This window comes from Microbacterium immunditiarum (assembly GCF_013409785.1).
Classification (GTDB): domain Bacteria; phylum Actinomycetota; class Actinomycetes; order Actinomycetales; family Microbacteriaceae; genus Microbacterium; species Microbacterium immunditiarum.
The window spans coordinates 3,341,108-3,365,121 of sequence record NZ_JACCBV010000001.1 but is presented as its reverse complement, the minus strand read 5'-3'; the positions used below and the strand labels follow the sequence as shown (position 1 = coordinate 3,365,121).

23 protein-coding genes and 1 riboswitch are annotated in these 24,014 nt (G+C 70.1%); of the genes, 9 read left to right on the top strand and 14 right to left on the bottom strand.

Annotated features, from left to right (window positions below):
• The first annotated feature begins 125 nt into the window (after positions 1 to 125).
• The 4 genes from BJ991_RS15705 to BJ991_RS15690 are packed head-to-tail and all read left to right on the top strand — an operon-like array spanning position 126 to position 3,706.
• The gene (locus BJ991_RS15705) at positions 126 to 881 is read left to right on the top strand and encodes a PIG-L deacetylase family protein (protein WP_179491520.1); all 756 of its coding nucleotides are present in this window, start codon (positions 126 to 128) and stop codon (positions 879 to 881) included.
• Positions 878 to 1,588, top strand: a complete 711-nt coding sequence (locus BJ991_RS15700; protein ID WP_179491518.1) for a 4-carboxy-4-hydroxy-2-oxoadipate aldolase/oxaloacetate decarboxylase — start codon at positions 878 to 880, stop codon at positions 1,586 to 1,588. Before BJ991_RS15705 ends, BJ991_RS15700 begins: the two co-directional genes overlap by 4 nt.
• On the top strand, positions 1,578 to 2,651 hold the full coding sequence (locus tag BJ991_RS15695; RefSeq protein WP_343048798.1) for a 4-oxalomesaconate tautomerase: 1,074 nt from the start codon (positions 1,578 to 1,580) through the stop codon (positions 2,649 to 2,651). Before BJ991_RS15700 ends, BJ991_RS15695 begins: the two co-directional genes overlap by 11 nt.
• A 26-nt stretch (positions 2,652 to 2,677) precedes the next feature.
• Positions 2,678 to 3,706, top strand: a complete 1,029-nt coding sequence (locus BJ991_RS15690; protein WP_179491516.1) for a VOC family protein — start codon at positions 2,678 to 2,680, stop codon at positions 3,704 to 3,706.
• 168 nt (positions 3,707 to 3,874) lie between these two features.
• Here the strand turns inward: BJ991_RS15690 and BJ991_RS15685 are convergent, their stop codons facing one another.
• A complete protein-coding gene (locus BJ991_RS15685; RefSeq protein ID WP_179491514.1) occupies positions 3,875 to 4,987 on the bottom strand; it encodes a 5-methyltetrahydropteroyltriglutamate--homocysteine S-methyltransferase in 1,113 nt (370 codons plus the stop codon).
• A gap of 125 nt (positions 4,988 to 5,112) precedes the next feature.
• Here BJ991_RS15685 and BJ991_RS15680 point away from each other — a divergent pair, with 125 nt between their 5' ends.
• Genes BJ991_RS15680 through BJ991_RS15670 form a run of 3 tightly spaced genes read left to right on the top strand, consistent with a single transcriptional unit; the run spans position 5,113 to position 7,744 of the window.
• Positions 5,113 to 6,054 (top strand): ATP-binding cassette domain-containing protein, encoded by a 942-nt coding sequence (locus BJ991_RS15680; RefSeq protein WP_179491512.1) that lies wholly within the window; start codon positions 5,113 to 5,115, stop codon positions 6,052 to 6,054.
• Positions 6,051 to 6,923, top strand: coding sequence for an ABC transporter permease (locus BJ991_RS15675; protein WP_179491510.1), 873 nt, complete (start codon positions 6,051 to 6,053; stop codon positions 6,921 to 6,923). The genes BJ991_RS15680 and BJ991_RS15675 overlap by 4 nt, the downstream gene beginning before the upstream one ends.
• Positions 6,920 to 7,744: an ABC transporter permease gene (locus tag BJ991_RS15670; protein WP_179491508.1), complete on the top strand. Its 825-nt coding sequence runs from the start codon at positions 6,920 to 6,922 to the stop codon at positions 7,742 to 7,744. Before BJ991_RS15675 ends, BJ991_RS15670 begins: the two co-directional genes overlap by 4 nt.
• Before the next feature lie 92 nt (positions 7,745 to 7,836).
• Here the strand turns inward: BJ991_RS15670 and BJ991_RS15665 are convergent, their stop codons facing one another.
• The 5 genes from BJ991_RS15665 to ribD form a co-directional block, all read right to left on the bottom strand.
• Positions 7,837 to 8,199: a Fe-S protein gene (locus BJ991_RS15665; protein WP_179492873.1), complete on the bottom strand. Its 363-nt coding sequence runs from the start codon at positions 8,197 to 8,199 to the stop codon at positions 7,837 to 7,839.
• A 77-nt stretch (positions 8,200 to 8,276) separates the two neighbouring features.
• Complete coding sequence (gene ribH / locus BJ991_RS15660; RefSeq protein ID WP_179491506.1) at positions 8,277 to 8,750, bottom strand: 6,7-dimethyl-8-ribityllumazine synthase; 474 nt, start codon at positions 8,748 to 8,750, stop codon at positions 8,277 to 8,279.
• Positions 8,747 to 10,030 carry a GTP cyclohydrolase II gene (ribA, locus tag BJ991_RS15655; protein ID WP_179491504.1) on the bottom strand — a complete coding sequence of 428 codons (1,284 nt, stop codon included), beginning with the start codon at positions 10,028 to 10,030 and terminating at the stop codon, positions 8,747 to 8,749. Before ribA ends, ribH begins: the two co-directional genes overlap by 4 nt.
• Positions 10,027 to 10,689, bottom strand: a complete 663-nt coding sequence (locus BJ991_RS15650; protein ID WP_179491502.1) for a riboflavin synthase — start codon at positions 10,687 to 10,689, stop codon at positions 10,027 to 10,029. Before BJ991_RS15650 ends, ribA begins: the two co-directional genes overlap by 4 nt.
• On the bottom strand, positions 10,689 to 11,732 hold the full coding sequence (ribD, locus tag BJ991_RS15645; RefSeq protein ID WP_179491500.1) for a bifunctional diaminohydroxyphosphoribosylaminopyrimidine deaminase/5-amino-6-(5-phosphoribosylamino)uracil reductase RibD: 1,044 nt from the start codon (positions 11,730 to 11,732) through the stop codon (positions 10,689 to 10,691). Before ribD ends, BJ991_RS15650 begins: the two co-directional genes overlap by 1 nt.
• A gap of 62 nt (positions 11,733 to 11,794) precedes the next feature.
• A riboswitch (FMN riboswitch) is annotated at positions 11,795 to 11,953 on the bottom strand.
• Positions 11,954 to 12,120: 167 nt separating this feature from the next.
• On the opposite strand from ribD, the gene BJ991_RS15640 reads away from it, so the two are divergent.
• Together BJ991_RS15640 and glpK are read left to right on the top strand one after the other, a co-directional pair.
• Positions 12,121 to 13,830 carry a glycerol-3-phosphate dehydrogenase/oxidase gene (locus tag BJ991_RS15640; protein ID WP_179491498.1) on the top strand — a complete coding sequence of 570 codons (1,710 nt, stop codon included), beginning with the start codon at positions 12,121 to 12,123 and terminating at the stop codon, positions 13,828 to 13,830.
• A 58-nt stretch (positions 13,831 to 13,888) separates the two neighbouring features.
• Entirely contained in the window at positions 13,889 to 15,427 is a 1,539-nt protein-coding gene (gene glpK / locus BJ991_RS15635) for a glycerol kinase GlpK (RefSeq protein ID WP_179491496.1), read from the top strand.
• A gap of 3 nt (positions 15,428 to 15,430) precedes the next feature.
• Here the strand turns inward: glpK and BJ991_RS15630 are convergent, their stop codons facing one another.
• From BJ991_RS15630 to sdhA, 8 genes are all read right to left on the bottom strand, one after another.
• Positions 15,431 to 16,312, bottom strand: a complete 882-nt coding sequence (locus BJ991_RS15630) for an Fpg/Nei family DNA glycosylase (RefSeq protein WP_179491494.1) — start codon at positions 16,310 to 16,312, stop codon at positions 15,431 to 15,433.
• Between the two features lie 12 nt (positions 16,313 to 16,324).
• The gene (locus tag BJ991_RS15625) at positions 16,325 to 16,921 is read right to left on the bottom strand and encodes a GNAT family N-acetyltransferase (RefSeq protein WP_179491492.1); all 597 of its coding nucleotides are present in this window, start codon (positions 16,919 to 16,921) and stop codon (positions 16,325 to 16,327) included.
• Positions 16,922 to 16,962: 41 nt separating this feature from the next.
• Complete coding sequence (gene trpS / locus BJ991_RS15620; RefSeq protein ID WP_179491490.1) at positions 16,963 to 17,973, bottom strand: tryptophan--tRNA ligase; 1,011 nt, start codon at positions 17,971 to 17,973, stop codon at positions 16,963 to 16,965.
• Between the two features lie 42 nt (positions 17,974 to 18,015).
• Complete coding sequence (locus tag BJ991_RS15615; RefSeq protein ID WP_179491487.1) at positions 18,016 to 18,864, bottom strand: exodeoxyribonuclease III; 849 nt, start codon at positions 18,862 to 18,864, stop codon at positions 18,016 to 18,018.
• A 33-nt stretch (positions 18,865 to 18,897) separates the two neighbouring features.
• Complete coding sequence (locus BJ991_RS15610; RefSeq protein ID WP_179491485.1) at positions 18,898 to 20,145, bottom strand: YhjD/YihY/BrkB family envelope integrity protein; 1,248 nt, start codon at positions 20,143 to 20,145, stop codon at positions 18,898 to 18,900.
• A gap of 9 nt (positions 20,146 to 20,154) precedes the next feature.
• A complete protein-coding gene (locus tag BJ991_RS15605; protein WP_179491483.1) occupies positions 20,155 to 21,336 on the bottom strand; it encodes an MFS transporter in 1,182 nt (393 codons plus the stop codon).
• 66 nt (positions 21,337 to 21,402) lie between these two features.
• Positions 21,403 to 22,188 (bottom strand): succinate dehydrogenase iron-sulfur subunit, encoded by a 786-nt coding sequence (locus BJ991_RS15600; protein WP_179491481.1) that lies wholly within the window; start codon positions 22,186 to 22,188, stop codon positions 21,403 to 21,405.
• 1 nt (position 22,189) lies between these two features.
• Positions 22,190 to 23,995 (bottom strand): succinate dehydrogenase flavoprotein subunit, encoded by a 1,806-nt coding sequence (sdhA, locus tag BJ991_RS15595; RefSeq protein WP_179491479.1) that lies wholly within the window; start codon positions 23,993 to 23,995, stop codon positions 22,190 to 22,192.
• Positions 23,996 to 24,014 lie beyond the last annotated feature (19 nt).

Below are 24,014 nucleotides of genomic sequence, written 5' to 3'. Positions count from 1 at the left end.
CAGAATCTTGACCAGTGCGCCAGGGGTGTGGTTCGCTGTCATCTGGCGGGCCGGGCTCGGCGCCGAGCCCCCGTACGCGCGCCGGATGCCCGCGACGGCCGCGGGCGACGCACAGAGGAGTCGCATTGGCAGAGAATCCGAACACGCTCTTGGTCGTCAGCGCCCACGCCGGAGACTTCGTATGGCGCGCCGGAGGCGCGATCGCGGCCGCGACGATGCGCGGCGAGCGTGCGGTCGTGGTGTGCCTGTCATTCGGCGAGCGCGGCGAATCCGCCAGCCAGTGGCTCGCCGGCAAGCCGCTCGACGAGATCAAGGCGATCCGCCGCGAGGAGGCGGAGGCCGCGGCATCCGCTCTCGGCGCCGAGATCGAGTTCCTCGACCTGGGTGACTACCCGCTCGTCGAGTCCGAGCAGGCCGTCGCGAAGCTTGTGGACGTCTGCCGTCGCGTGCAGCCGACCGTCGTGCTGACGCACCCACTCGCCGACCCTTACAACGGAGACCACCCGGCCGCTGCGCGCATGGCGCTTCAGGCGCGCGTGCTCGCGCAGGCGATCGGCGTCGCGAACAGCGACGGCTCCTTCCCGACGAAGGACGACATCATCGGCGCCCCGCCCGTCTTCTTCTTCGAGCCCCACCAACCCGAGCAGAGCGACTTCAAGCCGAACGTGCTGCTCGACATCACGGATGCCTTCCCGCTCAAGCGCAAGGCGATGGAGTGCCTTCCCGCGCAGAAGCACATGTGGGAGTACTACACGCAGCTCGCGATCCGCCGCGGCGTGCAGGTCAAGCGCAACGCGGGGCCCAACCTCGGCCTGCCGCACGACACGATGGGCGAGGCCTACGTGCGGTACTTCCCGCAAGTGACGGGCGTCCTGCAATGAGCGTTCCCGGGCCGGTCGTCGTCACCGACATCGCGCGAGCCGACCGCGATGTCGTCGACGCGCTCGCCGCGTTCGGCTCGGCGACGGTGCACGAGGCGATGGGCCGAGTCGGCTACGCGGGTCCGCGCATCCGTCCCATTCAGCAGGGCGCGGCCATCGCGGGCTCGGCGATCACTGTGTCGACCGCTCCCGGCGACAACCTCATGGTGCACGCCGCGATCGAGCAGGCGCAGGACGGCGACGTCATCGTCGTCGTGCCCACGACCGACTCGGCGTTCGGGTTCATCGGCGAGCTGATGGCGACCCAGATGCAGGTCCGGGGCGTACGCGCGTACGTGACGTCCGGCGGGGTGCGCGATACGGGCGAGCTGCGCGCGATGGGCTTCCCGGTGTGGACGGCGCATGTGAGCTCGCAGGGAACGGTGAAGGACACCGCCGGCTCGGTCAACGTGCCGGTCGTCCTCGACGGCGTCGTGGTCAACCCGGGCGATGTCGTCGTCGCGGACGACGACGGTGTGACGATCGTTCCCCGGCGCCGCGCGGACGAGGCGCTCGAGGCATCGCGCGCCCGTGCCGAGCGCGAGGCCCGCAACCGCAAGCGGTACGAGGCGGGCGAGATCTCGATGGACATCAACGATCTGCGTCCGGTACTCGAAAGCCTCGGCGTGGCATTCGTGACGCAGGAGGAGTACGAGCGTGGTCGCTGACCCGGTCCGCGACGGCGTCCGCTGCATGCTCATGCGCGGCGGGACGTCGAAGGGCGCGTACTTCGTCGCCGACGATCTGCCCGAAGATCCGGATGCCCGCGACGAGCTGCTCCTGCGGATCATGGGCAGCCCCGACCCGCGTCAGATCGACGGGCTGGGTGGCGCGCATCCGCTCACGTCGAAGGTGGCGGTCGTGTCGCGTTCGACCGAGCCCGGCATCGATGTGGACTACCTCTTCCTGCAGATCGGTGTCGACGAGCCGACCGTGAGCACGAGGCAGACGTGCGGCAACCTGCTCGCGGGCATCGGACCGTTCGCGGTCGAGCGCGGCCTCGTCCCCGCGGTCGACGAGGCGACCACGGTGCGCATCCGTCTCGTCAACACCGGAGATATCGCGACCGCCGTGTTCGCGACGCCCGGCGGCCGGCCCGACTACGACGGCGACGAGGCGATCGACGGTGTTCCGGGCACCGCCGCGCGCATCGAGCTCGAGCTCGGCGCCGCAGACAAGCCCCTCCTGCCGACCGGCAACCCGACGGACGAGCTCGACGGCCACGCGGCGACGCTCGTCGACAACGGCATGCCGGTCGTGCTGCTGCGGGCCGAGGACTTCGGAGTCGCCGGCGACGAGTCGCCCGCCGAGCTCGAGTCCCGTCCCGATCTCGCGACCGCCGTCGAGCGCGTGCGCCTGGCCGCCGGCCCCCTGTTCGGGTTCGGCGACGTCGCCGACCAGACCGTTCCGAAGATGATCCTCGTGTCGCCGCCCCGCAACGGCGGTGTCGTGTCGACGCGGGCGTTCATCCCGAAGCGCGTGCACACCGCGCTGGGCGTGCTGATGGCGGCATCCGTCGCCGCCGGCGTCCGCATCCCGGGAGCCGTCGGCTCCGACTTCGCCCGCGTGCGCGCCCAGGGTCCGAGCGACATCGAGCACCCGACGGGCGTGCTCGCCTCGGCCGTACACGTCGCGCAGGACGCCGACGGCGTGTGGCACGGCACGTCGACCTCGGTGCGCACCGCCCGAAAGCTCTTCGACGGGGTCGCGTTCGCGCGACCTCGTCTCTAAAGCCCCGCGTCAGAGAGGACACGATCATGGCCAGTCATGAGAACTTCGATCTCGCCCACCTGGGCGGCATCGAGCTGTTCACCCCGAAGTTCGAGGAGAGCCTGCACTTCTTCCGCGACATCCTCGCGATGCGCGAGGTCGCGCGCATCGGCGACTCCTCGTACCTGCGGTGCTGGGACGAGTACCAGCTCTACACGCTCAAGCTCACCGCGTCCGACACGAACGGCGTCGGCCGCACGCTGTTCCGCGCGACGAGCCCCGAGGCGCTCGAGCGCCGGGTCGCCGCGATCGAGAAGGCCGGCCTCGGCCACGGCTGGCGCGACCCCGAGGTCGGCGTCGGCCGCTCCTACGAGTTCGAGGACCCGGACGGGCACCTCATGGGCCTGTACTACGACACCGAGCACTACGTGCCGGACGAGCTGGACACCCCGGCGCTCAAGAACCAGGCGTCGGCGTTCCCCGGTCGCGGAGTGAACGCGCGCCGCATGGACCACATCAACTACCTCGCGAGCGACGTCAACGCCGCCGGCGAGTTCTGGCGCGACGTCATGATGTCGCGCGAGTCTGAGCGTGTGCGCCTCGACGACGGCGGGTACGGCGCGTGGTGGTTCCGCTTCCAGCAGAAGTCGTACGACGTCGTCTACTCGGACGACTGGACAGGAGAGCGCGGGCGCTTCCACCACTTCGCGATCGCGCCCGACACGCGCGAGGACATCCTCAAGGCGGCCGACATCTTCCTCGAGAACAAGATCCACATCGAGTTCGGCCCGTACAAGCACGCGATCAACCAGACGTTCTTCATCTACGTGTGGGAGCCGGGCGGAAACCGCATCGAGCTTGCCAACGCCGGCGCCCGGCTCATCCTCGACCCGGACTGGCCGGTCGTCGAGTGGAGCCAGGCCGAGCGCGCGAAGGGTCAGGCGTGGGGCGCCAAGACGGTGCCGACGTTCCACACGCACGGCACGCCGTTCGTCGAGAACCAGGAGGAGATCGACGCCGCCGCGATGCGCGGTGAAGCGTACAAGAAGCCCGAGAAGGACGAGCGCTCCGAGTAGGCGCGGTTTTCGCGCCCGCAGGGTGGCGGGCGTAGGAGATGAGCGGGGCGTAGGACGGATGCCTCGATTCCCGTCCTACGCCCGCACCATGTCCTGCCGCCGGTGCGAGGGGGCCGACGAGAGAGGGGGCGGATGCCGCGGCATCCGCCCCCTCTCTCGTGAATGCGATCAGCCCCAGACGTCGCGGGCGATGTCGACGACCGTACGCACCTTGGCCCACTGCTGGTCCTCGGTGAGGATGTTTCCCTCCTCGGTCGAGGCGAAGCCGCACTGCGGGCTCAGCGCGAGCTGCTCGAGCGGAGCGAAGGCCGTCGCCTCATCGATGCGCCGCTTGACGTCGTCCGGGTCCTCGAGGTCGCCCGTCTTCGACGTGATGAGCCCGAGCACGACGGTCTTGTCGCCCTTCGGGAGGAAGCGCAGCGGCTCGAAGCCGCCCGCGCGGTCGGTGTCGTACTCGAGGAAGTAGCCGTCGTAGTTCGTGACACCCAGCAGCTGCTCGGCGACCGGCTCGTAGCCGCCCGACGAGATCCACGTCGAGCGGAAGTTACCGCGGCACACGTGCGTCGTCACGACGAGGTCGTCGGGCTTGCCGTCGAGGATGCGGTTCAGCAGCGCCGCGTAGCGTTCGGCGATGCCGTTCGTGTCGATCCCCCGCTCGGACGCCTTCTCGAGCTCGACGTCGGAGCACAGGTACGCCCACGCGGTGTCGTCGAACTGCAGGTAGCGGGCGCCGGCGTCGTAGAAGGCGTGCACGGCGTCGCGGTACGCCTGCACGAGGTCGTCGACGATCGCCTCGCGGCCGTCGTAGACGGCGGGGTCGATGTGGCCGGGCTCGAGGCGGAAGTCGAGCACGGTCGGTGACGGGATCGTGAACTTCGGCCGAGCGCCGGTCGCCTTCACGTCCTCCTGCAGGGCGCGGAAGTGCTCGAGGAACGGATGCGTGTCGCTGAAGCCGATCCTGCTGGAGATCTCGATGCCGCGCGGGCGCGTCTGCACGCCCTGGAACTGAATGCCGTGATCGAGCTCGACGATGTCGACGCCGTCGAGCAGACCGAAGAAGTCGAAGTGCCACCACGAGCGGCGGAACTCGCCGTCGGTCGCGAGCTCGAGGCCGGCGTCGGCCTCCTTCTGCACGAGGTCGACGATCGCGGCGTCTTCGACGGCGCGGAGGCCGTCGTCGTCGAGCTCGCCGGCGTGGTGACGGGCGCGCGCCTCGGCGACGGCGGGGGGACGGAGGAAGCTGCCGACGACATCGGCGCGGTACGGGGGTCGAACACTCACCCGGTCAGCCTAGCCATCACGGATGCCGGGGCCGAGGCATCCGTCACCCTTCGTCATGCAGGGCGGTTGCGGGATCGTTCCCACCGCGCGGAATCGGCGTCCGTGACCGGGGTTAGGGTAGTCCGGTGCCTGCTCCCGTGATCCAAGCGAAGAACCTCGTCAAGGCGTACAAGATCAAGGGCAAGCCCGACTTCCTCGCCGTCGACGGGCTGTCCTTCGAAGTCGCTCCGGGCGAGTCGTTCGGCCTGCTCGGACCCAACGGCGCGGGCAAGTCCACGACCATGAAGATGATCGGCGCGGTCTCGACGCGCACAAGCGGCGACCTGTCGATCCTGGGGCTCGACCCCGACCGGTACGGGCCCGAGATCCGCTCGCGGCTCGGTGTCGTTCCGCAGCAGGACAACCTCGACGGCGAGCTCAACGCGCGCGAGAACCTCTACATCTACGGTCGCTACTTCGGGCTCCCGGGCAAGGTGTGCCACCAGAAGGCAGACGAGCTGCTCGCGTTCGCGCAGCTCGAGGAGAAGGCCAAGAGCAAGGTCGACCAGCTCTCGGGCGGAATGAAGCGGCGCCTCACGATCGCGCGCGGCCTCATCAACGACCCGCGCATCCTGCTCCTCGATGAGCCGACGACCGGCCTCGACCCGCAGGCGCGGCACGTGCTGTGGGACCGCCTGTTCCGCCTCAAGGAGCGCGGCACGACCCTCGTGCTGACGACCCACTACATGGACGAGGCCGAACAGCTGTGCGACCGGCTCATCGTGGTCGACAAGGGCCGGATCATGGCCGAGGGCACGCCCGCGTCGCTCATCCGCGAGCACTCGAGCCGCGAGGTGCTCGAGGTGCGGTTCGGCTCCAACCGCAACCAGCAGGTCGCGCCCACGCTCGAGGGCATCGGCGATCGGATCGAGGTGCTGCCCGATCGGATTCTCGTGTACACCGAGAACGGCGAGCAGGCGCTCGAGCGGGTCACCGCCGCCGGCCTCGAGCCGATCACGTCGCTCGTGCGACGCTCGTCGCTCGAGGACGTGTTCCTCCGGCTCACGGGAAGGTCGCTGATCGAATGAGCACTGCGACCGACGCCTCTCTCGACGCGCTGCGCGCGGAGGCGATGGAGTGGGGGCGCAAGCCCCGCGCGAACGGCACGTTCTACGTCGCCGAGCACATCGTGCGCGCGATGCGCGCGTACGGCTGGACGATCGTGGTCGGCGCGCTCGGCCAGCCGATCCTGTACCTGCTCGGGCTCGCGCTGGGTCTCGCGGCGCTCATCACGGTGCCGATCACGGATGCCTCGGGCATGTCCGTCTCGTACGTGACGTTCGTCGCGCCCGCGCTCCTCATGACCGCCGCGATCCAGGTCGCGACCGAGGAGTTCAGCTACCCCGTGGTCGACGGGTTCAAGTGGCGGCGCTTCTTCTTCGGCTTCAGCGCTTCGCCCATCTCACCCGGTCAGATCACGACGGGCGTGCTGCTCGGCGCAAGCGCGCGCGTGCTCGTCGCCGTCGCGGGGTACTACCTGTTCATCTGGCTGTTCGGGCTCGTCTTCCAGCCCGCGCCGCTCGTGACGCCCGAGACCGGCTGGATCGCGATCCTCGTCGGCGTGCTCGGCGGCTGGGCGTTCGGCGCCCCGCTCATGGCCTACGCGGCGTCGATCGAAGAGGACAAGGGTCAGTTCGCCCTCGTGCAGCGGTTCATCTTCATGCCGATGTTCCTGTTCTCGGGCACCTTCTACCCCCTCGACTCCCTGCCGATCTGGCTCGCGTGGATCGGCTGGATCTCGCCGCTGTGGCACGCGACCGAGCTCGGTCGCACGTTCCTGTACGGACGGCCGACGGAGCCGTTCGCGATCGTCGTGCACATCGCGTACCTCGTGCTGCTCTCGGTCGTCGGCTACGTGCTCGCGCGGCGCCACTTCGCGAGGAGGCTGGCCAAGTGACCACCACGGTCGAGACCTCCGCGCACCTGCGTTCCGGTGGCGTCCGCGCCCTGTACGCGGGCAACCCGGGCGCCGTCGTGCAGCGCGGTCTCGTCGCCGCGCGCAGCTCGAGCTGGGTCGTCGTGCTGTCCGGCTTCTTCGAGCCCGTCTTCTACCTCGCGTCGTTCGGCATCGGACTCGGCGTCCTCATCGGCGACGTGCAGACCTCTACAGGCGTCGAGGTCCCGTACGCGGCGTTCATCGCGCCCGCCCTCCTCGCCGTGTCGGCGATGAACGGCGCGATCTACGACTCGACGTGGAACGTCTTCTTCAAGATGAACTACGGGAAGCTCTACGAGGGCATGCTCGCGACATCGCTCGGCCCGCTCGACGTCGCGCTCGGCGAGATCGTCTACGCGCTCCTTCGAGGACTCGTCTACGCGTCGGGCTTCCTCGTGATCATGCAGGTGTGGGGACTCAACCTCTCGTGGACGGCGATCCTGGCCCTGCCCGCGGTGCTGCTCATCGCCTTCGGCTTCGCGTCGCTCGGCATGGCGGTCACGAGCTACATGAAGGTCTTCCAGCAGATGGACCTCATCAACTTCGTCCTGCTGCCGATGTTCCTCTTCTCGGCGACGTTCTACCCGATCACCGTCTATCCCGAATGGGTGCAGGCGATCGTGCAGGCGCTCCCGCTGTGGCACGGGGTCGAGCTCGTCCGTGGCCTGACGACCGGGGCGCTGTACCCGGGCATGCTGTGGCATGTGCTGTACTACGTCGTCATGATCGGCGTGGGCCTCATCTTCACGACGAAGCGGCTGCGGGCGCTCTTCCTCGGCTGAGGGCGCGACGAAGACGCCGAGATCGCACGAACGACGGGTGTCTCAGTCGACCACCCGTCGTTCGTGCGATCTCGGCAGGTACGCGAGCCGCGTCAGCGCCAGAGCACGCCGAGCCCGGCGTTGAGCAGAGTCAGGATTCCGATCGACCAGAAGATGCCCGGGGCGACCTTTCCGTCGCCGCCGCCCTTACGGGCGCGAGACTGGCCGATGCCCATGAGCGCGCCGATGACGATGAGCACGACGAGCTTCACGCCGATCTTGACGTAGTTCAGGTCGTACGAGATGCCCCACGGCGCGGCGAGGACGAGGCCCGCCAGACCGGCGATGGCGAGGCCGATGTTCATGAGCGGCGTCACCTGCCGGCGCCCGCTGAACTGCTCGGCCGCCCACGCGCCGAACAGCAGCGCGAAGCCGCTGAGGTGGATGAAGACGACGATGAGACGCAGATACTGCAGAGGGTCCATGGCCGCCACCATAGGGTGTTCCACGGGGCTGCGCCACCACGGCGCGCCACAACCCGCGAGCGCGGGCGTCAGGCGCGCAGCGCTCGCAGCGCGAGGGCAGTGCGGATCGCCGCATCCGCCGCTTCTGCGCCCTTGTCCTCCTTCGAATCGGGCAGACCCGCCCGGTCGAAACCCTGCTGCTCGTCGTCGAGGGTGAGCACCCCGAATCCGACGGGCTTGCCGGTGTCGAGCGCGACTCGCGTGAGGCCGTCGGTCGCGGCCGACGAGACGTACTCGAAGTGCGGCGTGCCGCCGCGGATGATCACGCCGAGCGCGACGACCGCGTCGGCCCCCGCGTCGAGCGCGACCTTGGCGGCGACGGGGAGCTCGAACGAGCCAGGCACGCGCATGAGGCGATAGGACGCGCCGGATGCCTCGAGCACCCGCTCCGCCCCGGCGATGAGGCCGTTCGTGATCTCGTCGTGCCATGTCGCGGCGATCACGACGATGTCGAGGCCTGACGCATTCGTGCCGCCTGTGATCGGCGCTCCCTTGCCGCTCATCGTCCGGCGCCCTCCTTCATCTGCGAGAGCGCGTCGCTGAGGTCGTCCTCGTCGATCAGGTGCCCCATACGGTCGCGCTTGGTCGCCAGGTACTGGTGATTGTTCGGTCCGACGCCGACGAGGAGCGGCACCTGCTCGACGATGTCGAGCCCGAGGTCACGCAGCTGCTTGACCTTGTCGGTGTTGTTCGTGAGCAGGCGTACGCGCTCGATCCCGAGGTCGGCGAGGATGCCTGCCGCGGCGGCGTAGTCGCGCGCGTCGGCGGGAAGGCCCAGCGCGAGGTTGGCGTCGACGGTGTCGAGGCCGCGCTCCTGAAGGCTGTAGGCGCGGAGCTTGTTGATGAGCCCGATGCCGCGGCCCTCGTGCCCGCGCATGTAGATGACGACGCCGCCGTCCTGCTCGATCGCGTCGAGCGCGGCGTCGAGCTGCGGGCCGCACTCGCACTTGAGCGAGTCGAACGCCTCGCCCGTGAGGCACTCCGAGTGCACGCGCACGAGCGGTGCGTCGGCGTCCAACTCGCCCGACACGATCGCGACGTGGTCGGTGCTCGTCACGCGGTCCTTGTACGCGAGGAAGCGGAACTTGCCGTGCGCCGTCGGCACGAGCGCCTCGGCGCGCAGGCTCACGCGGCGACGGTGATGGTGCTCGGCCGGCGCAGCGTCATTGCGCGGGTCGACCTCGTCGAGGTGGGCGATGAGCTGCTCGATGGTGATCACCGGGATGGCTTCGCGCTCGCCCATCTCGAGCAGGCCTGGGAGGCGCATCATGCTGCCGTCCTCGGCCACGACCTCGCCGATCGCGCCGACCGGGCTGAGACCTGCGAGGCGCATGAGCTCGACCGCGGCCTCGGTGTGGCCGGCCCGCTCGCGCACGCCACCGTCGACCGCGCGCAGCGGAAGGATGTGGCCCGGACGGATGACCGACGAGGGGGTCGAGTCGGGATCGGCCAGCACGTTGAGCGTGTGGGCACGGTCGGACGCGCTGATGCCGGTCGACTCGCGGTCGGCGGCGTCGACGCTCACGGTGTACGCCGTGCCGCGCGCGTCCTCGTTGTGGGCCACCATGGGCGGCAGGTCGAGGCGGTCGGCCCAATCGGCGGGCATCGGCGCGCACAGGAAGCCGCTCGACCAGCGGATCGTCCATGCGAGCCATTCCGGGGTCGCGAACTGCGCGGAAAGGACGATGTCGCCTTCGTTCTCGCGGTCCTCGTCGTCGGCGACGATGACGGGACGTCCGGCGCGGAGTGCTTCGAGGGCTTCGGGGATGGTGGAAAGGCTCATCGGAAGCCTCCTTCTGTGGCGACGGCCGCGGCCGCCGGAGTGAAAGCGAGGAGGCGCTGCACGTGGCGCGCCAGGATGTCGGTCTCGAGGTTCACGCGGTCGCCGGGCTCGCGCGCGCCGAGCGTCGTCGCCTCGAGCGTCTCGGGGATGAGCGAGACCTCGAACCACGCTTCGGCAGGCTCAGCGACCGACGGCTGGGGAGCGGGGCTCGCCGCGCTCACCGTGAGGGAGACGCCGTCGACCGCGATCGAGCCCTTGTCGACGACGAGCGGCGCCAGCTCGCGCGGAAGACTGATCCGCACGACCCGCCACTGGTCGCCGGGACGCACCTGGAGCACGGTGCCGGTGCCGTCGATGTGGCCCTGCACGATGTGTCCGCCCAGGCGCCCGTGCGCGGGCGTCGCGCGCTCGAGGTTGACGGCGCGGCCGGGCTCGATGCCCGCGAGCGTGGACATGTCGAGGGTCTGCTTCATGACGTCGGCCGTGAACCAGTCGTCGCCTTGGTCGACGACTGTGAGGCACACGCCGCTGACGGAGATCGAGTCGCCGTGCGCGGCATCCGCCACGACCTTCGGCGCGCGAACGGTGATGCGCTCGCCGTCTCCCGACGGCTCGACAGCCGTGACGGCGCCCATCTCTTCGACGATGCCGGTGAACATCAGGCGTCTCCTTCGTGTGGTTCAGAAGTCTTACGCGGAGTGGCCACGATCAGGAGGTCGTCGCCGAGGCGCTCGACGGATGCGAGAATGTGTCGCCGTGCGTCGCCGATCGTGCCGACGCCGATGTCGCCGATCGCGAGGTGGTCGCCTCCGAGCAGCACGGGCGCGACGTACGCGAGCACCTCGTCGGCGAGTCCCTCCCGAACGAACGCGCTCGCGATCGTGGGACCGCCTTCGACGAACACGCGCTGCACCCCGCGCGAGCGGAGCTCGCGGAGCACGTCGAAGAGGGAGTGGCCGTCGTATTGCAGGACGGGGCGCGGATGCCGCCGCACCGCGGCGTCTGCCGGGATCTCGCGCGCGCCCAGCACGACCGGCGTCGGCTGGCGATCCAGCAGCGACCCGTCAGCCGCGCGGGCCGTGAGTGCGGGGTCGTCGGCGAGCACCGTGCCGATACCCGCGACGATCGCGTCGGCGCGTGCGCGGCGGCGGTGCACGTCTTCGCGCGCGGCCGCGCCGGTGATCCACTTGCTCGATCCGTCGGATGCCGCGATGCGTCCGTCGAGGCTCTGCGCCCACTTCACGGTCACGTGCGGCCGCCCGAGACGCTGCACCTCGAGCCACGACGAGAGCAGCGCCTCGCCATCGTTCTCGAGCAGGCCCTCCTCGACCGAGACGCCTGCGGCGCGCAGCCGCTCGGCGCCGCCGGACGAGATCGTGTTCGGGTCGGCGACCGCGAACGCCACGCGGGCGACGCCCGCCTCGATGAGCGCCACCGCGCACGGACCCGTGCGCCCGTGGTGGTTGCACGGTTCGAGGGTGACGACCGCTGTGGCGCCGCGGGCGGCGCCGGGCGCAAGCTTCGACAGTGCGTCGACCTCGGCGTGCGCGGTTCCGGCACCGCGATGCCAGCCCTCGGCGAGCACGTCGCCGGCGGGGGAGAGGATGACGGCACCCACCTGGGGATTGATGCCCCGAGGACCGCGCAGCGCGAGGTCGAGGGCGTGCCGCATCGCGTCGCGTTCCCGCTCGGTGGCCGTCATCTGGATCCCTCAGTCCGTCGCAGCGCTCGGCACGGGAGGCGGCGGCGACGTCGAGGACGGCGCTCGTGCTGCCTCCCATCCGGACTAGCGACGCATCGCGTCGCATCACCGTCGGTTCCGGAATTCCACCGGATCAACCGCAGAACCGACCCCGAAGGGCGGAGCCACGGCTCGCGGACTGTCACCGCCGGTTCGGATTCTCACCGACCCCGGAGCACGTTTATGCTCACGAGTCTACCCAACGCGGCATCCGTTATTTCATTCCATGACCGCAGTCGCCTCGCAGTGGGGTGACGACGGCGGGTCGCGGGGCGCGCGCGGGGCGTGCGGCCCGTGTGTCGGAGAGCGCGCATAGCCTGGGAGGGACGGAGCGGGAAGGGGGCCGGCGATGCAGGGGGCACAGCGACGGCCGGGGTTCAGCGAGATCGCCGAACGGCCGTACGCGGACGTGCTCATCGTCGGCGGCGGCATCAACGGCCTGGCGACGTTCCGCGACCTCGCGATGCAGGGCGTCGACGTGGCTCTCGTCGAACGAGGGGACTTCGCGAGCGGGGCATCCGCGGCCTCGAGCCACATGATCCACGGCGGCATCCGCTATCTCGAGAACGGCGAGTTCCGCCTCGTCGCCGAGGCGGTGACAGAGCGCAACGCCCTGCTGCGCACCGCCCCTCACTACGTTCGCCCGCTGCAGACGACGATCCCGATCTTCACGACTTTCTCGGGTGTGCTCAGCGCGCCGCTGCGCTTCCTCCGCCACGGTGGGGGACGCCCGCGCGAGCGCGGGGCGGTGCTCATCAAGGTCGGGCTCATGATCTACGACTCGTTCTCGCGCGGGGGCGGGCGGGTGCCGCGGCACACGTTCCACGGACGCCGGCGCTCGCGCGAGCGCTTCCCGTCGCTCAACCCCGCCGTCCGCTACACCGCCACGTACTGGGACGCGTCGCTGCACGACCCCGAGCGACTCGCGCTCGACGTGCTGCGCGACGGGCTCGCCGTGGGCGGCGACCGTGCCCGCGCGGCCAATTACGCCGGGGCGGTCGGCGAGCGCGACGGCCGTGTCGTCGTGCGTGACGTCGAGTCGGGCGAAGAGGTCGAGGTCGCGGCATCCGTCGTCGTCAACGCCTCCGGTCCTTGGACCGACCTCACCAACACCGCGCTGGGCGAGTCGAGCCGGTTCATGGGTGGCACGAAGGGCTCGCACATCGTGCTCGACCATCCCGCGCTGCTCGCGGCCACGGGCGGTCACGAACTGTTCTTCGAGCACGACGACGGGCGCATCGTGCTCATCTACCCGCTCAAGGGGCGCGTGCTCGTGGGGACGACCGATCTCGAGCACGACATGGCCGACCCCATCGTGTGCACCGAAGAAGAGGTCGACTACTTCATCGCCCTCATCCGCCACGTGCTGCCCGGCATCGAGGTCGACCGCTCGGGCATCGTGTACCGGTTCTCCGGCGTGCGCCCGCTCCCCGGGCACGGAGACCTCGCTCCCGGCTTCGTCTCGCGCGACTACCGGATCGAGTGCGGGTCGATCGGCGGGGCGACGGATGCAGCGCTGCTGAGTCTCGTCGGGGGCAAGTGGACCACCTTCCGGGCCTCCGCCGCGCACGTCGCCGACCGCGTGCTCGACGTGCTCGCCGTCCCGCGCCGCCGCTCCACGCGCGGCGTGCCGATCGGGGGCGGCCGGGGGTTCCCCATGAGCGAGCGCTCCCGGCACGGGTGGATCGCCGAGCGCGACACGGGCGTGGGGTTCGCGCGCGCGTCGGTGCTGCTCGACCGGTACGGCACCGTCGCGGCCGACGTCATCGCGGCGATCGTCGCCGACCCCGACGATGCGCCTCTCGCGCATGCGCCCGGCTACTCGAGCGGTGAGCTGCGCCACCTCGCGCGCACCGAGCATGTCGTGCACCTTGACGACCTGCTGCTGCGACGCACGAGCCTCGCGTTCACGGGTGAGGCCGAGGCGGCCGCGTGGGAGGTCGCCGACGCCGTCGCCTCTGTGCTCGGGTGGGACGAGGCGACCGTCGGGGCCGAGGTCGCGCGTGCCATCGCCGCTGTGCATGCCGCCGATCCGTCGTGGACCGGCGTCCGCTCGTGACCGTCGCGTCGCGATAGCCTGACGAGCGGATGCGGCGACTCGACGGCGAGGAGACGATGTGACGCAGCATGTGCTGGCGATCGACCAGGGCACGACCTCGACGAGGGCGATCGTGTTCGATGCGGCGGGTGCGATCGTCTCGACCGCGCAGCGTGAGCACGAGCAGATCCTTCCCCGGGCGGGGTGGGTCGAGCACGACCCCGTCGAGATCTGGACCGGCACCGAGTGGGTGATCGCTGCGAGCCTCGCGCGCGCGGGGGTGCCGGCATCCGATATCGCCGCCGTCGGCGTCACGAACCAGCGTGAGACCGCGATCGTGTGGGACCGGCGGACCGGCCGCCCCATCAACAATGCGCTGGTGTGGCAGGACACGCGTACCCAGTCGCGCATCGACGAGCTCGCCCGTGACGGTGGCCCGCAGCGCTTCGCCGAGATCACCGGGCTTCCGCTTGCCACGTACTTCTCGGCGTCGAAGATCGCGTGGATCCTCGACCACGTGTCCGGCGCGCGGGAGGCGGCCGCGGCCGGGGAGCTGCTGTTCGGCACGCCGGACACGTGGATCGTGTGGAACCTCACCGGCGGGGCGCGCGGCGGAATCCACGTGACGGATGTCACGAACGCGTCGCGCACGCTGCTGATGGACCTGCGCACGCTGGACTGGTCGGACGAGCTGCTGGAGGTGTGGGGGATCCCGCGGGCGATGATGCCCGAGATCCGCTCGTCGTCCGAGGTCGTCGGCACGGCGCACCTTCCCGATTCGCTGCACGGCGTGCCCATCGCCGGCATCCTCGGCGATCAGCAGGCGGCGACCTTCGGGCAGGCCGCGTTCGACGCGGGCGAGTCGAAGAACACGTACGGCACGGGCAACTTCCTGCTCGTGGGCACCGGCACCGAGATCGTCCGTTCCGAGAGCGGTCTGATCGCGACGGTCGCGTACCGGTGCGGCGACGAGCCGGCGCGGTACGCGCTGGAAGGCTCGATCGCGGTGACCGGGTCGCTGGTGCAGTGGCTGCGCGACAACCTCGGCATCATCAACCGCTCGGAGGAGGTCGAGACGCTCGCGGCGACCGTCGCCGACAACGGTGGCGCCTACTTCGTACCCGCGTTCTCGGGACTGTTCGCGCCGTACTGGCGCCCCGACGCGCGCGGCGCCCTGGTGGGCATGACCCGGTACGTCAACAAGGCGCACATCGCCCGTGCGGCGCTGGAGTCGACCGCGTTCCAGACCCGCGACGTCATCGAGGCTGTCGTCGCCGACACAGGACGCCCGCTCGACGAGCTGCGCGTGGACGGGGGGATGACGCGCGACGACCTGCTCATGCAGTTCCAGGCCGACATCCTCGGCATCCCCGTCGTCCGTCCCAAGGTCGTCGAGACGACCGCGCTGGGCGCCGCGTACGCCGCGGGGCTCGCCACCGGCGTATGGCGCGACCGCGACGAGCTGCGCTCGCACTGGCGCGAGGACACCCGCTTCGAACCCCGCATGCCGGCGGATGAGCGCGAGCGCCGCTACCGCCTGTGGAAGAAGGCCGTCTCGAAGTCGCTGGACTGGGTCGACGACGACGCGCGCGCGCTCGTGGGCACGACCGGCGCGTGACGGCTACTTGAGCAGTCGCGACAGCCGCCGGTCGGCGAGGATCTTGCCGCCGGTCTGGCACGTCGGGCAGTACTCGAGCGAGTTGTCGGCGAAGAACACACTGCGCACCTCGTCGCCGCACACGGGGCACGCCTCACCGCGGCGTCCGTGCACGCGCATTCCGCGGCGCTTGGCGTCTTTGAGGTCGGCGGGGGGCTTTCCGGATGCCGCGGTCACCGCCTCGGCGAGGGTCTCCGTCATCGCGGTGTAGAGCCTGTCGATCTCGTCGTCGGAGAGCCCCGCAGCGAGCGCGTACGGCGACATCTTCGCCGCGTGCAGGATCTCGTCGGAGTACGCGTTGCCCACACCCGCGATGATCGCCTGATCGCGGAGCACGCCCTTGATCTGCGTGCGGCGCCCGGCGAGGAGTTTCGCGAACGTGTCGCGATCGAACGACGGGTCGAGCGGGTCGGGTCCGAGCCGCGCGATGCCCGGCACCTCGGAGGGCTGGCGCACGACATAGACCGCGAGCGACTTCTTCGTGCCCGCCTCGGTCAGGTCGAACCCCGACCCGTCGGACAGCGCCACGCGCAGCGCGATCGGCGTCTTGCCGGGGCGGATGAGGGTCGTCGGCAGCTGGTCGTACCACCGCAGCCACCCCGCCTTCGCGAGATGGAACACGAGGTGCGGGCCGGAGTCGGCACCATCGCCGGTCGTCGTCGCGATGTCGACGAACTTGCCGTGGCGCTCGACTCCCGTGATCTCCGCGTCTTTGAGCGACTCGATGGGCGGATCGTACGTCTTGAGCGCAGCGATGTTCGCGATCGTCGCGCGCGTCACCCGCAGACCGGTCGTGCGCTCGCGCAGGAACTCGACGAGGCCCTGCACCTCAGGCATCTCGGGCATGCGCTCATCCTGTCATGTGCCGCCGACGAGCGTCTCGCGTGCGGCTTCGTCGAGCACAGGCCACGGCTGGGGCATCCGGTCGTCGTCGACGAGCAGTCCCGCGATCCACCCGTCGTCGCGCCGGCCCTCGCCGTTCACGAGCGCCTGGCGCATCGTGCCCTCGTAGCGGAACCCCAGCGTGCGCGCGGCGCGCGCCGACACGATGTTGCCGGCGACGGCGCGCCACCCGATGCGCTGGAGCTTCAGCCCGTCGGGCGAGAAGCCCCAGGCGATGACGGTGACCGCCGCCTCGATGAGGATCCTGCGCCCGCGGGACCACGGAGCGACCCAGTAGCCGATCTCGCCCGCGCCCTGGTCGACGCCGTAGAGCCCGATCGTTCCGACGAGAGAACCGGCTTCGCGGATGCCCCATGTCAGGTTGCGACCGGCCTCCCAGTCCTTCGGGATCTGCGCGATGAACGCCTCGGCGTGCCGGCGCTCGTACGGCGTCGGAATCGTCGTGTACCGCTGGATCGCCGGATCCTGGCACGCCTCGAACATCGCGTCGGCGTCGGAGGCGACGGGGAGCGACAGTTCGAGTCTGGCGGAGCGGAGGACGACGGGCTGCATCCCGCCACGATAGCCGCCCCGCGGGGCTGCGGCGCGTCCGTTCACACCCGCACGCGGCGGAGCAGACCGACCCGGTCGTACACGTCGGCGAGGGTGCGATCGGCGACCTCGTCGGCCTTCCCCGCGTTCACCGCGAGCACCCGGTCGAGCTCGGCCGGATCGGCGAGGAGAGTCAGCGCGCGCTCACGAACCGGAGCGAACTCCTCGACCACGACCTCGGCCAGCCCCTTCTTGAAGTCGCCGTAGCCGCGGCCCGCGTACTCGTCCTCGATCGAGCCGACCTGGCGGCCGGTGAGGGCCGCGTAGATCACGAGCAAGTTCGAGACGCCCGGCTTGTTCTCGGTGTCGTAGCGCACCGAGCCTTCCGAATCCGTCACTGCGCGCATGATCTTCTTGCGGGTCTTGCCCGGGTCGTCGAGCAGCCACAGGATCCCCGCATCCGACTCGGCCGACTTCGACATCTTCGACGTCGGGTTCTGCAGGTCGAAGATGCGCGCGGTGTCACGCTGGATCACCGGTGTCGGCACGCGGAACGTCTGGCCGTAGCGCGAGTTGAACCGCTCGGCGAGGTCGCGCGTCAGCTCGACGTGCTGCTTCTGGTCGTCGCCGACCGGCACGATGTCGGTCTGGTACAGCAGGATGTCGGCCGCCATCAGCACCGGGTACGTGAACAGCCCGACCGACGTCGCTTCGGAGCCGTAGCGCTGCGACTTGTCCTTGAACTGCGTCATGCGACCGGCCTCGCCGAAGCCCGTGATCGTCGAGAGGATCCACGCCAGCTCGGCGTGCGCGGGAACGTGCGACTGCACGTACAGCGTCGACTTGGACGGCTCGATGCCCGCTGCGATGTACTGCGCGGCCGTGCGGCGCGTCTTCTCGCGCAGTTCGGCGGGGTCGTTCGGCTGCGTCAGAGCGTGCAGGTCGACGACCGAGAAGAACGCGTCGTAGGACTCCTGCAGATCGCGCCACTGCATGAGCGCCCCGATGTAGTTGCCGATGTGCAGCGAATCGGCGGAGGGCTGCATTCCGGAGTACAGGCGCGGTTTCGTCACCCAGCAATCCTAATGAGCGATCGCACGCCCCTCGCGCGCGGGTCAGTGACCGAGCGTGTAGTCGGCGATCACGGGGGAGTGGTCGCTCCACCGCGTGTCCCACGAGGCAGCCCGGAACACCGAGTAGTCCGTCACGCGCTGCGCGAGGGCGGGCGTCGCGAGGTGGTAGTCGATTCGCCACCCCGAGTCGTTGTCGAATGCCCGCCCGCGCATCGACCACCACGTGTACGGGCCGGGCACCTCGCCCGCCCACCTGCGCCCCACGTCGACCCAGCCGAGCCCGATGCCCGTCGTGCCGTCGACGCACTCCACCTGCTCGCCTGCGGGACCCACGAACCGGTCGAAGTACGCGCGCTCGCGCGGCAGGAAGCCGGCCTTCTTGATGTTGCCCTTCCAATTGCGGATGTCGAGCTCGCGGTGACCGACGTTGAGGTCGCCCATGATGAGCGCCAGCGGGTTGTCGGACGCCAGCAGCGGCATCCGCTTCTCCATCGCGTCGAGGAAGGCCCATTTCGCGTCCTGCCGGGGCGTGTCGGCCTCACCCGTCGGGACGTACGCGCTCACGATCGTGACGCGCTCGCCGTCGACCTCGAAGTCGGCCTCGATCCAGCGCCCGGCGGTGTCGAGCGGCTCGGGGCTGAGGGCGGTGCGCACGTCGATCGCGCGGTCGCGGCTCGCGATCGCGACGCCCGCGCGCCCCTTGAGCAGCGCCTCGTCGTTGACGAGCTGCCACCCGGGCAGCACGGCGGCGAGCTCGTCGGCCGTCGCGCGCACCTCTTGCAGCGCCATGACGTCGATGTCGGTCGCATCGAGCCACTCGGTCATGCCTTTGCGGGTTGCCGCCCGGATGCCGTTGACGTTGACGGAGGCGATGCGGACGCGGCGAGGCATGCGTGCCAGCCTAGCCGCGGGTGCGGACACGGCTCATTCGAGGAGGCTGCCCCGACGCTCCTTGCGAGACGCGGGAGCGGATGCCTCGACTTCGGCCAGCTCGCGCTGCGCCTCGCGCACCGCACGATCGGCCATCCACACGCGGAACCATGGCGCCTGGTCGCGCACCTCCTCCGCCGTGCGCAGCCGCACCCGCGCGGCGATCAGCAGCGCACGGTGCTCCGCGGCGAGTCGATCCGTCTCGGACTCGGGTAGCAGCGGCTCGTTGACGTCCCGTGCGCGCACCGCGGTCCACGAGGCCGCGACGAGGATGATGATTCCCATGATGCGGAACCACAGCAGCAGCCCGACGAAGATCGCGAAGGTCGCGAGCAGCGGGTTGGTCGGCGTGTAGCTCAGCAGCAGGCCCGCGCCGAGCTGGAGGATCGTGATCGCCCCACCGCCGAGCAGGGCGCCCGGCCAGATCCGCCGCCACTGCAGCTCCGTTCCCGTGAGGAAGCGGAAGAGAGCCGCGAGAGCCGTGGTGAAGATCGAGAACGAGATGATGACGGATGCCGCGAACCCGCCGACCTGGTAGAGCACGGACGACGTGTCCCACCCGAACAGTCTGAACACCGCGCTGATCGCCCACGTGCCCGCGTAGTTGAGCGCCGATCCGCCGATGAGCGCCGCCCCGAAGATGATCGCCGCGAGGAGGTCGCGCGCCTTGAGGAGCACGTAGCTGCGGCGGTCGGGCTCGAGGCCGAAGATGTCGCGCACCGCGCGGCGAGCGAACGTCACGAACCCGATCGCGGTCCACACGACCGTCACGAGGGCGATGAGACCCGTGACTCCGAGCACGCCCGCGCTGCTCGTCGCGATCTCGGTCACCTGCTCCGTCGTGAACACGCCCGTGCCGTCGTCGCTGATGAGGCCGGGCAGGTAGAAGTCGATGACGTCGATCATCGCCTGGATGGCATCGGGGCTCCCGCCCAGCCACAGCCCCGCGATCGCGAACGCGAGGTACACCGCCGCGAACGCCGCGAACAGCGCCTGATAGCTGATGCCCGCCGCGAGCAGGAAGCCGTTGTGCTGGAGGAAATGGCGCCACACGCGAACCGGGAACCACGACAGCGTGCGCCGGGTCAGCTTCGATGCCCGCTCGATCGGCTCGTCGAAGCGCGCGCGCAGGCTGGACTGCGTCGCGTCCCAGCGGGCTCGGAGAGACTCCTCGGTGCGCGCGGCCTGGTCGGCCTCGGTCTGGGCCTGCGGCGAGGAAGCACGGCCCTGTTGTCGCGCCACGCAGTCAGATTAGCGGTCGGCGGGCACGACCTTCGGCACCGCACGGAACCTCGGCACCGCGAAGAGGATCGCGGCCAGCGCGAGGGCGGGGAGGAGGAACGCGGGACCGAGCCCCGGAGCGTCGGCCAGCAGCCCGAGGACGACGGCCCCGAGGATCGCGCCGGCGTAGTTGAAGAGGTTCACGCGAGCGATCACCTGGTCGCTGTGCGCTTCGTCGAGCTCACCGGCCGCGCCGAACGTGACGGGGATGAGCACACCCGCCGACACTCCCGCGAGAGCGAAGCCCGCGACGGCGACGCCGGGGACGGGCACGAGCGCGACGAGCGCGCACCCCACGGCCGACACGGCCGCCGCCACCGCCACGATCGTGCGCCGGTCGACGATCGTGAGCAGCCGGTCGGTGACGAGCCGCGTCACGAGGACGACAGCCTGGTACGCGGCGTAGCCGAGCGGCGCAACCCATGCGAGAGCGAGGAGGCCGTCCTGCAGGTACACGGTGCTCCACGTGCTGACCGCCGAGTCCGCCACGAAGATCGCGAGCACGACGAGCCCGAACACCCAGATGCCCGCGCGCGGCAGCCGCGCTCGCTCCGAAGGCGGCAGTGCCTCGTCGACGGGCTTCTCGCGGGCGGAGAACCGGGCCACGATGATCGCGGCGGCGAGGGCGACGACGGCCGCACACGCGAGCGCGACGCCGGCGGCGAAGGCGGATGCCGCGACGGCCGACACGAGCAGCGCGCCGACGATCGCGGCGGCCGTTGCGGCGGCGAAGAAGCCGCCGAGCACGGGGCGGCCGTACGCGCGCTGCACCGCGACGCCCTGCATCGCGGCGGACGCGTCGACGCATCCGAGCCCGACGCCGAACACCGCCCATGCCGCGACGAACACGCCGAACGGGGACGGCACCGCGATCGCGGGGAGCGCGACCGCCTGGATCGCGAGGCCCAGCGTGAGTGCGGCACGGCTGCCGAAGCGCACCGCCACCGCGTTCGCCACGAGGGAGCCGCCCGCCGCCATGAGGGCGACGCCGAGCACGATGAGCGAGACGGTCATGTCGTCGACCTGCTGGCGCGCCTTGAGCGCGGGCAGCGACGTGACGACGACGGCGTAGCCGAGGCCCTGCGCCACGTAGGCGGCGGTGACTGCCCCGCGGGCGGCCCTCCACGGCCCGGAGGGCGCGGGGCGCGGCATCCGGCTCTTTGCCTTGCTGCCGGTCAGCGGACCATCGCTCCGTTGCGACGCGTCCACTCGCGGGCCCTAGGCCCGCCCGCGCAGAACGGCCTGCTTGACCTCTGCGATCGCCTTCGTCACCTCGATGCCGCGGGGGCATGCCTCGGTGCAGTTGAACGTCGTGCGGCAGCGCCACACACCCTCTTTGTCGTTGAGGATGTCGAGGCGCACCTGGGCGGCGTCGTCGCGCGAGTCGAAGATGAAGCGGTGCGCGTTGACGATGGCGGCCGGGCCGAAGTACTGGCCGTCGGTCCAGAACACCGGGCACGACGACGTGCACGCCGCGCAGAGGATGCACTTGGTCGTGTCGTCGAAGACCTCGCGGTTCACGATCGACTGGATGCGCTCCTTGCCCGGCTCGGGAGCCGTGCCCGAGATGAGGAACGGCTGCACCTCGCGGTACGACGCGAAGAAGGGCTCCATGTCGACGACGAGGTCCTTCTCGAGCGGCAGGCCCTTGATCGCCTCGATGTAGATGGGCTGCGAGATGTCGAGGTCCTTGATGAGCGTCTTGCACGCCAGGCGGTTGCGGCCGTTGATGCGCATCGCGTCGGAGCCGCAGATGCCGTGGGCGCACGAGCGGCGGAACGTCAGCGAGCCGTCGACCTCCCACTTGATCTTGTGGAGAGCATCGAGAACGCGGTCGGTCGAGTACAGCTCGACGTCGTAGTCGACCCAGCGCGGCTCCTCGTCGACTTCGGGGTCGAAGCGCCGGATGATGAACGTGACGAGGAACGACTGGATGCCGGTGTCGGCCGGGGACTGCTCGACGTCGCCGGGCGCGTCGGTCGTCTCGAGGACGGTCGAGGTCATCTCAGTACTTCCTCTCCATCGGCTGGTAGCGCGTGACCACGACCGGCTTCCAGTCGAGGCGGATGTGGTCCTCCGAGTCGGACGACTGCGGATCGCCGGTCAGGTACGCCATCGTGTGCTTCATGTAGGTCTCGTCGTCGCGTGCGGGGAAGTCGTCGCGCATGTGGCCGCCGCGGCTCTCCTTGCGGTTGCGCGCCGCGACGACGACGACCTCGGCGATGTCGAGCAGGAAGCCGAGCTCGACCGCCTCGAGCAGGTCGGTGTTGTAGCGGCGGCCCTTGTCGTCCACGTGGACGTTGCGGTAGCGGGCGCGGAGGTCTTCGATCACCTCGAGCACCTCGCTGAGCGACTCCTCGGTGCGGAACACCTGGGCCTTGCGGTCCATCTCGTCCTGCAGCGTCTTGCGGAGGACGGCGATGCGCTCGGTGCCCGGGTTGCTGCGGAGCCCCTCGATCAGCTCGCGCACCTCGCGGGCGGGATCGTCGGGCAGCGGCACGAAGTCGGCGGTCTTGGCGTACTCGACCGCGTTGCGGCCGGCGCGCTTGCCGAAGACGTTGATGTCGAGCAGCGAGTTGGTGCCGAGGCGGTTCGAGCCGTGCACCGACACGCACGCGCACTCGCCCGCGGCGTACAGACCCGGGACGATCGTCGCGTTGTCGCTGAGCACCTGCGCATCGGTGTTCGTGGGGATGCCGCCCATCGCGTAGTGGGCGGTCGGCATGACCGGCACGGGCTCGACGACGGGGTCGACGCCGAGGTACGTGCGCGCGAACTCCGTGATGTCGGGGAGCTTGGTCTCGAGCACCTCGGCGCCCAGGTGCGTGCAGTCCAGCAGCACGTAGTCGCGGTGCGGGCCGGCGCCGCGGCCCTCCGCGACCTCCTGCACCATGCAGCGGCTGACGATGTCGCGGGGCGCGAGGTCTTTGATGGTGGGGGCGTAGCGCTCCATGAAGCGCTCACCCGTGACGTTGCGCAGGATCGCGCCTTCGCCGCGGGCGCCCTCGGTGAGGAGGATGCCGAGGCCGGCCAGCCCGGTCGGGTGGAACTGGAAGAACTCCATGTCCTCCAGCGGGAGGCCCTTGCGCCAGACGATGCCGACGCCGTCGCCTGTGAGCGTGTGGGCGTTCGAGGTCGTCTTGAAGATCTTGCCGAACCCGCCGGTCGCGAAGATGACGGCTTTGGAGTGGAAGACGTGCAGATCGCCGGTCGCGAGCTCGTAGGCGACGACTCCCGCGACCTGCGTCGCGCCCTCGGCGTCCTTCACCGTGATGAGGTCGAGGACGTAGAACTCGTTGAAGAAGTTGATGCCGAGCTTGACGCAGTTCTGGAACAGCGTCTGAAGGATCATGTGGCCCGTGCGGTCGGCCGCGTAGCACGCACGGCGGACGGGCGTCTTGCCGTGGTCGGCCGTGTGCCCGCCGAAGCGGCGCTGGTCGATCTTGCCCTCGGGCGTGCGGTTGAAGGGCAGGCCCATGTTCTCGAGATCGATGACCGCGTCGATCGCCTCTTTCGCGAGGATCTCCGCCGCGTCCTGGTCGACGAGGTAGTCGCCGCCCTTGACGGTGTCGAAGGTGTGCCACTCCCACGAGTCGTCCTCGACGTTCGCGAGGGCCGCCGCCATTCCGCCCTGCGCCGCGCCGGTGTGCGACCGGGTCGGGTAGAGCTTCGTGATGACGGCCGTCCGCGCTCCCGGACCAGCCTCGATCGCCGCGCGCATTCCCGCGCCGCCGGCCCCCACGATGACGATGTCGAACTGGTGATAGTGGACGCCGTTCTTGACGACGCCGTCAGCGGTCTGGGTGCTCACGTGATTGGGGTGCTTTCCG

Excerpts from the sequence above, each read along its gene's own strand:
- BJ991_RS15700 (WP_179491518.1), top strand. The coding sequence starts at position 878 with ATGAGCGTTCCCGGGCCGGTCGTCGTCACCGACATCGCGCGAGCCGAC.
- BJ991_RS15690 (WP_179491516.1), top strand. The coding sequence starts at position 2,678 with ATGGCCAGTCATGAGAACTTCGATCTCGCCCACCTGGGCGGCATCGAG.
- BJ991_RS15675 (WP_179491510.1), top strand. The coding sequence starts at position 6,051 with ATGAGCACTGCGACCGACGCCTCTCTCGACGCGCTGCGCGCGGAGGCG.
- ribH (WP_179491506.1), bottom strand. The coding sequence starts at position 8,750 with ATGAGCGGCAAGGGAGCGCCGATCACAGGCGGCACGAATGCGTCAGGC.
- ribA (WP_179491504.1), bottom strand. The coding sequence starts at position 10,030 with ATGAGCCTTTCCACCATCCCCGAAGCCCTCGAAGCACTCCGCGCCGGA.
- BJ991_RS15650 (WP_179491502.1), bottom strand. The coding sequence starts at position 10,689 with ATGTTCACCGGCATCGTCGAAGAGATGGGCGCCGTCACGGCTGTCGAG.
- ribD (WP_179491500.1), bottom strand. The coding sequence starts at position 11,732 with ATGACGGCCACCGAGCGGGAACGCGACGCGATGCGGCACGCCCTCGAC.
- BJ991_RS15640 (WP_179491498.1), top strand. The coding sequence starts at position 12,121 with ATGCAGGGGGCACAGCGACGGCCGGGGTTCAGCGAGATCGCCGAACGG.
- BJ991_RS15630 (WP_179491494.1), bottom strand. The coding sequence starts at position 16,312 with ATGCCCGAGATGCCTGAGGTGCAGGGCCTCGTCGAGTTCCTGCGCGAG.
- BJ991_RS15625 (WP_179491492.1), bottom strand. The coding sequence starts at position 16,921 with ATGCAGCCCGTCGTCCTCCGCTCCGCCAGACTCGAACTGTCGCTCCCC.
- BJ991_RS15615 (WP_179491487.1), bottom strand. The coding sequence starts at position 18,864 with ATGCCTCGCCGCGTCCGCATCGCCTCCGTCAACGTCAACGGCATCCGG.
- BJ991_RS15605 (WP_179491483.1), bottom strand. The coding sequence starts at position 21,336 with ATGCCGCGCCCCGCGCCCTCCGGGCCGTGGAGGGCCGCCCGCGGGGCA.
- BJ991_RS15600 (WP_179491481.1), bottom strand. The coding sequence starts at position 22,188 with ATGACCTCGACCGTCCTCGAGACGACCGACGCGCCCGGCGACGTCGAG.